The sequence below is a fragment of the Undibacterium sp. Xuan67W genome (genome assembly GCF_049340165.1).
GTDB lineage: Bacteria > Pseudomonadota > Gammaproteobacteria > Burkholderiales > Burkholderiaceae_D > Undibacterium.
The window spans coordinates 62,382-73,228 of sequence record NZ_JBMPPN010000019.1 but is presented as its reverse complement, the minus strand read 5'-3'; the positions used below and the strand labels follow the sequence as shown (position 1 = coordinate 73,228).

Genomic DNA, 10,847 nt, shown 5'->3' with positions numbered 1-10,847 from the left:
ATCAGCACATGCCGGGGTCCCTTTCCCCTGAGTGAGTGTGCCGGATGACCCACGAGACGGGTCACTTTTTTAAAACCACTTTATTTCACGGAGTAACACATGAACAAACAAGAACTCATCGCCGCCATTCAAGAACGTGCCATCCATTACAAAGATTCTGGTGTAACGAAAAATTCGGTTGAAGCCGTATTGGATTCCTTGGCCGATGTCATTAACGGCGCATTAGTCAAGCGTGACGAAGTGGCTTTGCCTGGCATCGGCAAATTCAGCGCAGAAGAGCGCGCAGCGCGTAAAGGCCGCAACCCTGCCACGGGTGCCGAGATCGACATCGCGGCCAAACGTGTACCAAAGTTCAATGCCGCCAAAGTCTTTAAGGATTCAATCGCATTTAGCTAGACCTTAAGCGAAACCATGGCGAGGGCATCCTCGCTATGGTCTGCCGGACAGGGTTGTCCGGTACTGATGAGCAGCCGAGGAAAATATGGACAAAGACACCGCAATTAAAAAAATACGTAAGTGCATGGCGCTTGCCAAATCAAGCAATCCAAACGAAGCAGCAACGGCATTGCGCCAGGCGCAAAAGCTGATGGAAGAGTTTGGTGTTGAGCATCCAGAGCTATTGGCCGCTGAAGTATCTAGCGAATTCGCCAAGAGCACATGCCTTAAATCACCGCCGAGGTTTGAAACGGTGTTAGCAGAAACAATAGCGAAGGCGTTTGCCTGTGAGCTGATTTTCTCCTATCAATTGAACCGTACTAAATTTGAGATGGAAGGCGGTTATCTCTTTATTGGCGTGTCTGCCTCGCCTGAGGTTGCTAAGTACACCTATACAGTTCTGCGCCGTCAATTGGCAAAAGCGCGTGCTGATTACATCAAGACAGCATTAAAGCGTTACAAAAAGAAAACCAATGCTGCTGATACGTTCTGTGAAGGATGGGTTTGGTCAGTGACAAGCAAGATTGTAGCAATGGTGCCAGCGCAAGAGCAAAAACAGGCAATCACGGCTTACATGGGAATTCATCATGTAACGACGAAGTCACTCCAAACCAGAGACACGAAGAATACGCACACCTCAATGAAGCATTCAAGCAATGGCTACATTGAAGGGAAGTCCGTGACGTTAAATCGCGGTGTTGGCGCTGGTGCAAATGTGGCTTTATTGGGATAAATGTGATGCTAAACGACGCGGTTATCTCAATAAAAATCCAAGATGCCTATCGCTTGGTTGAACTTGTTGATGCCGGAACTTTTCCGGCAAGCGCATTCTTGGATGGTCGCGGGCATAGCTACGATGAATTCAAAAAACAGGTACTGAGTTTGATTGCTTCTGGCGTAGAGCAAAAACCAAACGATAGAAGGAAATACAGATGACTATCACTAAAGAGCAATGGGTACAGGTAGAAGCAGAGTTATCAGGATCATGGGGGCATGTCGAAATGCTGATCGATGGTTTTAAAGTGACTTTGAAAATTGAGCGAATTAAATCGCTGAAGTACACCATCGTGACCTATGTCAATGGCCAGTGGTGTGGCAAGTGGATGAACCCAGACAGCGACGAAGGCAAAAGATTTTTTTGCCCTAAGTCATCCTTCTTGTTGTCGACAAAATCCCGTGCGGATTTGATTAAACTTTATGGTGGAAAGCGCTGCCCTAAAGCGAAACTGGAAGAGTTAAACAAAAAATATACAACGTTAAGTCCATGTTGGAACAACGTTAAATCCATGCGCCGTCATTTTGAAAAAAACAATCAAAACCTTGAATTGGTATCGATTGGTTATCAACCATGACGCCGTTAAAAACCGCCGACCAGTTGCGCCAGGCCGAGATGGCGCAGATACATATCGCCAAGAAAGAGCTGGCGCTTGAGGACGATGCCTACCGCGCTTTGTTGCTGCAGGTGACGGGCAAGACGTCGAGCAAAGATTTAACGTGGCAAGGTCGCAAGGCGCTCCTGGATCATTTTAAAAAGATAGGCTGGAAGCCCAAGGGTAAAGCTGGTGGTCGCGGTTTGCCGCAAGTAGCGCCAGATCGCATGCCGCGCATGCGCAAGATTGAAGCGTTGTTGGCAGAGGCCAAACGGCCATGGTCTTACCTTGACCCTATCGTTAAAAACCTGAAGCGTTCCAGCATTCAATTTTGCGATGTCGATGATCTGTCTAAAATCATTGCGGCGTTAACGGCTGACGCCAAGCGTCACGGAAGGGTTTAACATGGCACTGCCCAATACCCCAGACGGTACCGTCAAGATGTTATTCAGTCTGATTGGCGAAGCGGCCGCGCTACGCATGATGGACATGAAGAACTTTGGCGGTGGGCGTTTTGACTTCCCCAAGTCTGAACTCGGTTTAGGTGCGCAGACCTTTGCTGCACTGGCTGAAGTAGTGGGCATGGCCAACGCGCAGCGCCTGTGTAAGCACTTTGGCGGCGAGTGCCTGTATATCCCTAATTTGTCACAACACTACAGAGAAGAGCGCAACCGTCGCATCGTCACCGCTTATAATGCGGGATCAACCGTACGCGAACTCATGCGCGAACATGAAATAACAGATCGCTGGGTACACCACATTTTAAAGACCACGGACATGAGCGAGGCGAATCGTGGTTTGCAAGAGAGTTTGTTTTAGTCAACCAAAGGGAAATCATGAAAGCATTGATCGCTGTACTCGGGCTTCTTATATCGACGTCTGCATTAGCAGATGTGTATAAATGTAAAAACGCCAGCGGGAAATTTGAGTTTCAGGAACTTCCATGCCCTACTACTGCGCTAGAACAAGTTAAATTGTCATCCGAGTCTGTTCCAGAAAATAAAACTACTCGAATTGAAAAAGAACTAACAAAGAGAACTTGGCGTGATGATGTTTCAGATGATCTTGAAAAAACGATAAAAGAAATGAAATTAGCAGATGAGAAATTTCAGAAAGATTTTCCGACATTAAAACTGCAACAGAATGAAAGGGATAGACGGACAACGGAAATAATGAAAGTTCAGTCAGAAAAGAAAAGAAAAGAACAAGACGAAAAATTAGCAGTTATAAAAACTTGTATTAAGGACGGATGCAGCGCAGATACCTACTCTTATCGGCTACGAGAATTAGCGAATGTTGATGTGGAAAACGTTTTCGGAAATTGCCAGAATCAAAAAATAGGTACAACACAATTTCTTTATTGTTCAGCCAAGATCGTAGATGCAGGCAGATCCAGAACAGCACGATTGCAGATGGAAATCATCGGATACAAAATTTACAGCGTAAACGTTTATTGATTTTTAAGTTAGTACACATCAAAGGCCGCAAGCTAATCCCTTGCGGCCTTTTTCATTCACCCCGAACCCCATCTCCTAGCTGTGCCGTATTGCCTTCAATAAACTGAGTTCTGGATTAACACCATTAAATCCCAGTCCTTCAACCCAGTTTAGGAGCGCATATGAAAAACAAATACCCCCGCATGACAGACTGGCTGATCTTTGCCATCGCGCTGTCAGTCTTGATCTTTGCCCTGGCACCAAACCAGATCCCCGTCAGCCTGTATAAAATCAACCTGATCGCTTTGGCAGGCGTGGTGGGCTATTGGCTGGATCGCTCTTTGTTCCCGTATGCCCGTCCCGATAGCTTTATGGCAGAAGATGAGAAAGACGCAGGTATTGACGGCGGCGGGCTGATCTTCGACCTTGAATGCTTTGTGCAAAACGACTTGCTATTTGTCGCCGCGCAGATCCGCCGTGCCATCATTGTTGCCGCCGCAATGATCGCCGTTGGACTGGGGGCATAATGCGCCGTCGATCCAAAATGACTGAGTCGGCCAAATTGTTCTTGGCATTGCTGTTCATGTTTGTCATTGTATTTGTGGGAAGTGTGCTCGCAATCACGATCACGGCATCCTCAGCACACGCCCAACAGATACCTCGTGCCGCCGTTCAGCACCGTGCCGAGTTAGTACGTATCTCCCACACTAGCTGGGGTCTTGATGCACCAGTGGCTATGTTTGCCGCCCAGCTTACGGCAGAGAGTGAATGGAACTCGCAAGCCGTATCCCGTGTCGGTGCTAAGGGCATGGGGCAGTTTATGCCAGCGACTGCGAGCTGGTGGTGTGCGTTAAATAAACTGTCGGCCACCGAATGCCAACCAAGTAATCCGGTCTGGGCCATGCGCTCGCTGGTTGGCTATGACCGATGGCTTTATGATCGCGTAGGGGGTGGCGAAGAGTTTGACCGGCTATGGGCAACGCTACGCGCCTATAACGGCGGGCTAGGCCATTGGCAAAAAGAAGCGGCCATCGCCAATGCCGGATTTAACCGGGTCGCCATCGATGCCGCTTGTGGCCGCGCCAGTCGCCATATTAGCCATTGCGCGGAAAACCTGTCTTACCCTGACCGCATTCTCAATCGAATCCAGCCGCGCTATGCCGCCTGGGGTAGAGCTGTCTTTGCCATGCCGGTGCCGACATGATCAGCCTGTTCATTAAAACCTATTGGTCGCAACTGTCTACGCTTGCAGTTGGCTTGTTGGTGGGCTGCTTTTTCACCAGCTGGTTTAACGCTGGCGAGCTAGCGATTGCCAAGGGCGATAACGAAACGCTTAAAGCTAAGCATAGCGAACAGGTAGCGCAGACAGCTAGCGCCGCACTCAAGCGCATCGTGACAGCCAATGAGCGTGCAGACGGCTTACAAGTCGCCCTGGACAACACCGAGCAACGCTTGACTACTTCCAAACTGGAGAAACAACATGAGATCAAACGCACGACTACTGGCGGTGCTTGCTTTAACAATGCCACTGTGCGCCTGCTCAATGCTGGCAACATCCATGAAACAGCAAGAGGTCAAGCTACAGGCTTGCCCACGTCCACCAGCAAGCCTGCTGAAGCGGATGCCGCCACTGCCACCGATACCGACGTCGCCAACTGGATCAACGACACCAAAGCCCAGTACAACGTCTGTCGCTCCAGGTTAGACGCCTTGATCGATTGGGAAAGCCCGATCACCTCAACAGAAGACATATCGCATGACTGATTTTATTGATCGCGCTACCGCGCAAGAAGAGCACGCCCGTCACCTGGCCTTACAGGATCAAGCGCGCCGTGCTGGTCTGGCGGGTAAGACCGTACTTGATAGCAACGTGCTGTGTAGTGATTGCGATGAGCCTATCCCCATGCGCCGCCGTCATGCTATGCCTGGTTGCCAGTGCTGTATCGATTGCCAGACCCGACGTGAGCAAGAATTTTATCAACGCTAGATAAAGCACCGGAAATCTCATGAGACCAAAGACCCATCATCAGCCTAACCGCCCACATAAAGACGCCGCTCGCATGGATATCAGCAATAACGACCTCGCCCGCATTCTCGGCAATATAGAGTCAAACGTCGCCGCGCAGATGCAATCCTCATTGCGTCAAGAAGCTGCCATGGCCAGCCTGGATAGCAAGATCACCAAGCGCTTGGATAATCATGATGAGCGCCTGCGCACCATTGAGCAGGCCAACCCTACCAAAATTGCGGAGACGGTGAAGGATCACAACAGCCGCATTAACGCACTGGAAAAAGGGGCGGCCAGATCTGGCGTGATCGCGGGTATCGGCTCATCCATTGCGGTAGCCGCTCTGGTCGAGTTCCTTAAGCGCAAGATGGGGCAGTAATGGCCAAGCCAGCAGCTATCCGCGCCAAGTGTCGCAAGCACTATGTGTTTGATCGCCTCTCATTGGAGCAGGCAGCCAAGCTCGCCGAGGTGACCTACAGCACAGCCAAACGCTGGAAGGATCAGGCGGCTAGCAGCGGCGATGACTGGGACAAGCTCAAGAACGCCTCAGCCTTAGCCGGTGGCAGTATTGAACAACTATCGCAACAGATCCTCACCGAGATGCTGGTGCAGTTTAACAGTGTGCTTGAGATGATCAAGGCCGATGAAAACATGCCAGCAGTCACCCGCGTCGAGCTGCTGTCGTCCTTGATGGACAACATCCACAAGTCCATGTCAGCGATGCGACGCTTTCTGCCAGAGACCAATGCGCTGGCCATCGGTATGCAGGTGCTGCGCGGTATGGCTGAGTTTGTGCAAAGCCGTTTTCCGCAACATGGTGCTGCGTTTGTAGAAATATTGGAGCCGTTCGGCGATGAGCTGGCGCGGATCTTGGCCGAATCAAAATGAAACTCCAACTTAAAGAACTTAAGCTACAGATAGCTGCCCTAGCGGGGCAGTTTCGTCTACAGATCGAAGCCGAGTGTGATGGCTTTGATCCGAACCCAGTGCAAAGCGCTAAGCGTGTTAAACAGGCGCAGAACGATTACGAGTTCTTTGCCCGTACTTACTTTCCGCACTACATCAAGTATGACAATGCCGTCTTGCATGATTACCTGTACAAGCGCTTGCCTGAGTTAGTTGATGCGCCAGAAGGCCAGCATGAAGCGATAGCGGCACCACGCGGTAACGCTAAATCTACCTTGGTCACACAGATCTTTACGCTCTGGTGCGTGGTTACTGGCCGCAAGCGCTACCCGTTGATCATCATGGATGCGCTGGATCAGGCGGCGACCATGCTAGAAGCCATCAAGGCAGAACTGGCATTTAACCCCCGCCTGGCAATGGATTACCCAAGTGCCACTGGTCAGGGGCGAGTCTGGCAGGTCGGCACCATCACGACCGCCAACGATTGCAAGATACAGGCGTTTGGCTCTGGCAAGCGCATGCGCGGCTTGCGCCATGGCCCACATCGTCCCGATCTGGCGATAGGCGATGACTTAGAAAATGATGAAAACGTGCGCAGCCCAGATCAGCGCGACAAGCTAGAAAACTGGCTGAAAAAAACCGTGCTCTCGCTCGGTGCCGCCGATGACACCATGGACGTGATCGTCATCGGTACCATCTTGCACTACGATTCAGTGCTGTCCAGACTGTTAAAAAATCCGCTATGGAAACGTAAGAAATTTAAGGCCATCATCGACTGGCCGCACCGCATGGATTTATGGGATGAGTGGGAAGAGATTCTACTCAACACCGACGATGATGGGGTAAGCGCTAACCTGTTCTATCTGGCCAATCGCGGCTTCATGGAGTTAGGCGCAACGGTCTGCTGGCCTGCTGGCCAGCCACTGTTAAAACTCATGTTAAAGCGTGCTCGTGATGGACACGCCGCGTTTGATTCAGAGCAGCAGAATGACCCAGTGTCTGGTGACGATGCGCCATTTGCCAATGGCATCATTCAGTTTTGGGTCAACCGCCTGAATGAATGGATCTTCTACGGTGCCTGTGATCCATCCCTTGGCAAGCATGGTGCAAGCCGTGATCCATCGGCGCTACTGGTGGGCGGCTATAACCGCAGCACCGGTGTGCTTGATGTGGTCGAGGCCAAGATTGCCAAGCGCCTGCCTGACAAGATCATCAGCGATGTAATTGAGCTGCAGCGTCAGTACCGCTGCCTGCTGTGGGTGGTCGAGTCGGTACAGTTTCAGGAGTTCTTGCGCACTGAGCTAATCAAGCGCAGCGCCAAGATGGGCATCCCGGTACCGGCACGCTCAGTCATTCCGCACACCGATAAATTATTGCGTATAGAAAGTCTGCAGCCGCACGTTGCCAATGGATTGATACGCTTGCATCCGTCACAGAGCACTTTGATAGAGCAGCTCACGCATTTTCCAAAAGCGGACCATGACGACGGCCCTGACGCCCTGCACATGCTGTGGATGGCGGCGGTGTCAAGCGGCGTATTTGAGTTTCAGGCGGCGAGTAATAGCAAGCGACATAGCAGCGATCAAGACGAACGCTTTGACGATAACGATTACCAGAGCGCTGGCGGCGGCTGGTAGGGAGAAAAAATGATAATCAATGATTCGATCATAAATAGACGCCAAGTATCCGCATACTTTGACGATAGCGATTTATACGCGCTACTTTCTCAGAAAGTAGCGGTTGACACTGGTTTTCCAATTGATCCAAGAAAAACAAAAATCAGCGTCACCATTTCAAAAAAAGACAGCAGCACAGGCTTTACCAATTATGCCGAGGTCACGTTGACCAATGATTTAACGCCTACTGAAGAATAGAGAATTTCACATGTCACAAATCATCGACATCCACGGCAACCCCATTCAAAGCGCCATCCTGCAAGAGCCGCAGACTGCCAAGCTCATGCAGCTGCACATGGAATATGCCAATCATCCCAGCCGTGGTTTAACGCCTCAGCGTTTGGCCAGCATCCTGCAGCAGGCCGAGCAAGGTAACCTGATTGCTCAGGCGGAGTTGTTCGCCGACATGGAAGAGAAAGACGGCCATCTGTACGCCGAGATGAATAAGCGCAAGCGCGCCATCTTGACGATTGACTGGGAGATCCGGCCGCCGCGCAATCCGTCTGCAGCAGAAAAGGCGCAGGCCGCTTATTTAACGGAGCTGGTGCAAGATTTTCCCGCCTGGGACAACCTGCTATTAGATGCCTTGGATGGTATCGGACACGGCTATTCATGCATTGAATTGGAGTGGATGCAAAGCGGTAAGGAATGGCTGATCAAAGAGGCGATGCATCGCCCACCGACCTGGTTTAGGGTCAATCAGTTTGATCAAAATGACCTGCGTTTGCGCGACCATAGTTCGACTGGTGCAGAGCTGATACCGTTTGGCTGGATCGTGCATAAGCATCGCGCCCGTACTGGCGTGTTGGCGCGTACTGGCTTGCATCGCATTCTTGCGTGGCCGTTCCTGTTCAAGAATTACGCGATCAGGGATCTGGCCGAGCTACTGGAAATTTACGGCTTGCCGATACGCCTGGGTAAATATCCTCCTGGTACGGGAGATGCAGAAAAGGCTACCTTGTTACGCGCAGTCACGCAGCTAGGCCATGCTGCAGCGGGCATCATCCCTGAGAGCATGTCGATTGAGTTTCAGACCTTCGCTGCTGCTAACCATGATCCCTTCCAGGCAATGGTGACGTGGGCAGAGCAAACCATGTCTAAGGCGATCTTGGGCGGCACGCTGACCAGCCAGGCCGACGGCAAGTCATCGACCAATGCGCTAGGCAAGGTGCATGATCAGGCACGCCGCGAGATCCTGACATCTGACGCCAAGCAGCTGGGCGCCACGCTTACCCGTGACTTGTTGTATCCCTTGCTGGTGTTAAACGGCCAGCAGATCACCGACTCACGACGCATGCCGCATTTGTATTTTGATGTGCGTGAAGAGGAAGATTTTAAAATGATTGCGGATGCCTTGCCCAATCTGGTGAATCTGGATATGCCCGTGCCTGTGTCATGGGTGCAGCGTAAGTTGGCCATCCCCGCGCCGCAGAACGATGAGCCGGTATTGCAAGCGGCCAAAGGCGGCGCAAGCGACACGACGGCTAAGCCAGCAACTGGCCTCAGCATGCTCAGCATGAATCACCTGGCAGCGTTAAAAGCGATCACGCAGAACCCTACGGCGCAACTGCCGCAACAGGTCGACGCGCAGAACGATGCCGCCTGGGCGCAGGTCTTAGCGCATATTGAACAGCTGGTCACCGAGGCCGAGAGCTTGCCTGCGCTGCAAAATACCTTGCTGGCCGCCTACAGCGGTTTGCCCTTGGAGGATCTGCAAGCGGTCATGGCGCAGGGCTTTGCCTTGGCCGAATTGGCAGGCATGCTGGATGTGAAGACAGGCAAGTAACATGGCGGACTATGTACAACTGCCGCCCTGGAACAAACCGTTTAACGAGCAGCTCGCTTTCTTTAAACAGAAACTTAACTTACCGTCTGAGCGCTGGGATGACATCATGCATGCCGCCCACGACAAAGCCTTTATGGTCGCTGGAGCGCAAAACGCTGATCTGCTGGCCGACCTGCATGCCGCAGTATCCAAGGCTATCGATCAAGGCTTAGGGCTGGACGCCTTCAGGAAGGATTTTAAAGCGCTGGTCGCTAAACATGGCTGGAGCGGCTGGACGGGCGAAGACAGCAAGGCTGGCGTGGCATGGCGCACCAAGGTGATCTATCAAACCAATATGTCCACCAGTTACGCCGCTGGCCGCTGGCAGCAGTTGAACGATCCTGATTTATTAAAAGCGACGCCGTACTGGCGTTACAAGCACAGTGACAGCGTATTAACACCGCGCCCCTTGCATGTGAGCTGGGATGGTTTAACGCTACCGCACGATCACGCCTTCTGGACAACGCACTTCCCGCCCAACGGTTGGGGCTGTCATTGCCGCGTCACGCCGGTGAACAAAGCTGAGTTCATGCAAGCGGTGACTGCAGGCCGTGGCCCTGCCAATGCGCCAGCGCTCGGTAATACGCAAGGCATCGACACCGGCTTTGCTTATGCTCCTGGTGCAAACGTTGACCTGAGTTTGCGCCAGGTGGTACAAGACAAGCTGATCACGTATCCGCCAGCGATTAGCAAAGCGCTGACCTATGACGTGAACAGGCGTATCAACGCGCACGAAGAGATACCTAATTACGTTAGGCATGCTATCGAAGACAAGGCGATCAAAGACCCGTTATGGTTGGGCTTTGTTGAAAACGATGCAGAGGTTAGCGAGATCGTCGGGCAAGACGTTAATGGCTACTTGGTGACGTTGCCACCAGATACGGCGCGCCATGTCGAGAACAGCCACGGCTATGACGGCGGCGACCAAAGGCCACCACAGCCAGAAGACTTTAATCATTTAATTCAGGTGTTAAATGATGCCGATGATCTACGCCAGGGCGAGAGTTCACGCCATGGCCAGGCAACCGTAGTGGCTAGAAAAAGCATTGGTGGGGAAATGTTCAGAGCAGTGTTTGAAGTATTGCCAGGCAAAAAAAACAGGGCTTTGGCTCTACTTTCTTTCCTGATCAAGCAAGGGAAAGGTGGGGGTTAATGTCTACTTCCCTTAACCATTACGTCCGATAACGGGTC

General features: G+C 51.7%; 17 protein-coding genes and 1 other RNA gene. All 18 read left to right on the top strand.

The window, feature by feature from the left end; translation table 11 throughout:
* The first annotated feature begins 99 nt into the window (after window positions 1-99).
* The 18 genes from ACO0LE_RS15910 to ACO0LE_RS15825 all read left to right on the top strand — a co-directional run bounded on the left by ACO0LE_RS15910 (window position 100) and on the right by ACO0LE_RS15825 (window position 10,809).
* A complete protein-coding gene (locus ACO0LE_RS15910) occupies window positions 100-396 on the top strand; it encodes an HU family DNA-binding protein (protein ID WP_422961332.1) in 297 nt (98 codons plus the stop codon).
* Between the two features lie 5 nt (window positions 397-401).
* An RNA gene (locus tag ACO0LE_RS15905) (hammerhead ribozyme type II) lies at window positions 402-476 on the top strand.
* A gap of 5 nt (window positions 477-481) precedes the next feature.
* Entirely contained in the window at window positions 482-1,168 is a 687-nt protein-coding gene (locus tag ACO0LE_RS15900) for a DUF2786 domain-containing protein (RefSeq protein WP_422961331.1), read from the top strand.
* A gap of 5 nt (window positions 1,169-1,173) precedes the next feature.
* Entirely contained in the window at window positions 1,174-1,371 is a 198-nt protein-coding gene (locus ACO0LE_RS15895; RefSeq protein ID WP_422961330.1) for a hypothetical protein, read from the top strand.
* On the top strand, window positions 1,368-1,787 hold the full coding sequence (locus ACO0LE_RS15890; protein WP_422961329.1) for a hypothetical protein: 420 nt from the start codon (window positions 1,368-1,370) through the stop codon (window positions 1,785-1,787). Before ACO0LE_RS15895 ends, ACO0LE_RS15890 begins: the two co-directional genes overlap by 4 nt.
* Window positions 1,784-2,209, top strand: a complete 426-nt coding sequence (locus ACO0LE_RS15885; RefSeq protein ID WP_422961328.1) for a gp16 family protein — start codon at window positions 1,784-1,786, stop codon at window positions 2,207-2,209. Before ACO0LE_RS15890 ends, ACO0LE_RS15885 begins: the two co-directional genes overlap by 4 nt.
* Window position 2,210: 1 nt before the next feature.
* Entirely contained in the window at window positions 2,211-2,624 is a 414-nt protein-coding gene (locus ACO0LE_RS15880) for a Mor transcription activator family protein (protein WP_422961327.1), read from the top strand.
* Window positions 2,625-2,641: 17 nt separating this feature from the next.
* Window positions 2,642-3,262 (top strand): DUF4124 domain-containing protein, encoded by a 621-nt coding sequence (locus ACO0LE_RS15875; protein WP_422961326.1) that lies wholly within the window; start codon window positions 2,642-2,644, stop codon window positions 3,260-3,262.
* A 161-nt stretch (window positions 3,263-3,423) separates the two neighbouring features.
* On the top strand, window positions 3,424-3,768 hold the full coding sequence (locus ACO0LE_RS15870) for a putative holin (protein WP_422961325.1): 345 nt from the start codon (window positions 3,424-3,426) through the stop codon (window positions 3,766-3,768).
* Window positions 3,768-4,445: a transglycosylase SLT domain-containing protein gene (locus ACO0LE_RS15865; protein ID WP_422961324.1), complete on the top strand. Its 678-nt coding sequence runs from the start codon at window positions 3,768-3,770 to the stop codon at window positions 4,443-4,445. The genes ACO0LE_RS15870 and ACO0LE_RS15865 overlap by 1 nt, the downstream gene beginning before the upstream one ends.
* Window positions 4,442-5,005 carry a hypothetical protein gene (locus ACO0LE_RS15860; protein WP_422961323.1) on the top strand — a complete coding sequence of 188 codons (564 nt, stop codon included), beginning with the start codon at window positions 4,442-4,444 and terminating at the stop codon, window positions 5,003-5,005. Before ACO0LE_RS15865 ends, ACO0LE_RS15860 begins: the two co-directional genes overlap by 4 nt.
* Complete coding sequence (locus ACO0LE_RS15855) at window positions 4,998-5,228, top strand: TraR/DksA C4-type zinc finger protein (RefSeq protein ID WP_422961322.1); 231 nt, start codon at window positions 4,998-5,000, stop codon at window positions 5,226-5,228. The genes ACO0LE_RS15860 and ACO0LE_RS15855 overlap by 8 nt, the downstream gene beginning before the upstream one ends.
* Before the next feature lie 19 nt (window positions 5,229-5,247).
* Window positions 5,248-5,628 carry a hypothetical protein gene (locus ACO0LE_RS15850; protein WP_422961321.1) on the top strand — a complete coding sequence of 127 codons (381 nt, stop codon included), beginning with the start codon at window positions 5,248-5,250 and terminating at the stop codon, window positions 5,626-5,628.
* Window positions 5,628-6,137 carry a DUF1804 family protein gene (locus ACO0LE_RS15845; RefSeq protein ID WP_422961320.1) on the top strand — a complete coding sequence of 170 codons (510 nt, stop codon included), beginning with the start codon at window positions 5,628-5,630 and terminating at the stop codon, window positions 6,135-6,137. Before ACO0LE_RS15850 ends, ACO0LE_RS15845 begins: the two co-directional genes overlap by 1 nt.
* Window positions 6,134-7,792 carry a phage terminase large subunit gene (gene terL / locus ACO0LE_RS15840; RefSeq protein WP_422961319.1) on the top strand — a complete coding sequence of 553 codons (1,659 nt, stop codon included), beginning with the start codon at window positions 6,134-6,136 and terminating at the stop codon, window positions 7,790-7,792. The genes ACO0LE_RS15845 and terL overlap by 4 nt, the downstream gene beginning before the upstream one ends.
* Window positions 7,793-7,801: 9 nt before the next feature.
* Window positions 7,802-8,029 carry a hypothetical protein gene (locus ACO0LE_RS15835; protein WP_422961318.1) on the top strand — a complete coding sequence of 76 codons (228 nt, stop codon included), beginning with the start codon at window positions 7,802-7,804 and terminating at the stop codon, window positions 8,027-8,029.
* A 10-nt stretch (window positions 8,030-8,039) separates the two neighbouring features.
* Window positions 8,040-9,617 (top strand): DUF935 domain-containing protein, encoded by a 1,578-nt coding sequence (locus tag ACO0LE_RS15830; protein WP_422961317.1) that lies wholly within the window; start codon window positions 8,040-8,042, stop codon window positions 9,615-9,617.
* A 1-nt stretch (window position 9,618) separates the two neighbouring features.
* A complete protein-coding gene (locus tag ACO0LE_RS15825; protein ID WP_422961316.1) occupies window positions 9,619-10,809 on the top strand; it encodes a phage minor head protein in 1,191 nt (396 codons plus the stop codon).
* The last annotated feature ends 38 nt before the right edge of the window (window positions 10,810-10,847 follow it).

Bases quoted from the DNA above. Each gene is read 5' to 3' on its own strand.
- ACO0LE_RS15910 (WP_422961332.1), top strand. From the start codon at position 100: ATGAACAAACAAGAACTCATCGCCGCCATTCAAGAACGTGCCATCCAT.
- ACO0LE_RS15900 (WP_422961331.1), top strand. From the start codon at position 482: ATGGACAAAGACACCGCAATTAAAAAAATACGTAAGTGCATGGCGCTT.
- ACO0LE_RS15895 (WP_422961330.1), top strand. From the start codon at position 1,174: ATGCTAAACGACGCGGTTATCTCAATAAAAATCCAAGATGCCTATCGC.
- ACO0LE_RS15890 (WP_422961329.1), top strand. From the start codon at position 1,368: ATGACTATCACTAAAGAGCAATGGGTACAGGTAGAAGCAGAGTTATCA.
- ACO0LE_RS15885 (WP_422961328.1), top strand. From the start codon at position 1,784: ATGACGCCGTTAAAAACCGCCGACCAGTTGCGCCAGGCCGAGATGGCG.
- ACO0LE_RS15880 (WP_422961327.1), top strand. From the start codon at position 2,211: ATGGCACTGCCCAATACCCCAGACGGTACCGTCAAGATGTTATTCAGT.
- ACO0LE_RS15875 (WP_422961326.1), top strand. From the start codon at position 2,642: ATGAAAGCATTGATCGCTGTACTCGGGCTTCTTATATCGACGTCTGCA.
- ACO0LE_RS15870 (WP_422961325.1), top strand. From the start codon at position 3,424: ATGAAAAACAAATACCCCCGCATGACAGACTGGCTGATCTTTGCCATC.
- ACO0LE_RS15865 (WP_422961324.1), top strand. From the start codon at position 3,768: ATGCGCCGTCGATCCAAAATGACTGAGTCGGCCAAATTGTTCTTGGCA.
- ACO0LE_RS15860 (WP_422961323.1), top strand. From the start codon at position 4,442: ATGATCAGCCTGTTCATTAAAACCTATTGGTCGCAACTGTCTACGCTT.
- ACO0LE_RS15855 (WP_422961322.1), top strand. From the start codon at position 4,998: ATGACTGATTTTATTGATCGCGCTACCGCGCAAGAAGAGCACGCCCGT.
- ACO0LE_RS15850 (WP_422961321.1), top strand. From the start codon at position 5,248: ATGAGACCAAAGACCCATCATCAGCCTAACCGCCCACATAAAGACGCC.
- ACO0LE_RS15845 (WP_422961320.1), top strand. From the start codon at position 5,628: ATGGCCAAGCCAGCAGCTATCCGCGCCAAGTGTCGCAAGCACTATGTG.
- terL (WP_422961319.1), top strand. From the start codon at position 6,134: ATGAAACTCCAACTTAAAGAACTTAAGCTACAGATAGCTGCCCTAGCG.
- ACO0LE_RS15835 (WP_422961318.1), top strand. From the start codon at position 7,802: ATGATAATCAATGATTCGATCATAAATAGACGCCAAGTATCCGCATAC.
- ACO0LE_RS15830 (WP_422961317.1), top strand. From the start codon at position 8,040: ATGTCACAAATCATCGACATCCACGGCAACCCCATTCAAAGCGCCATC.
- ACO0LE_RS15825 (WP_422961316.1), top strand. From the start codon at position 9,619: ATGGCGGACTATGTACAACTGCCGCCCTGGAACAAACCGTTTAACGAG.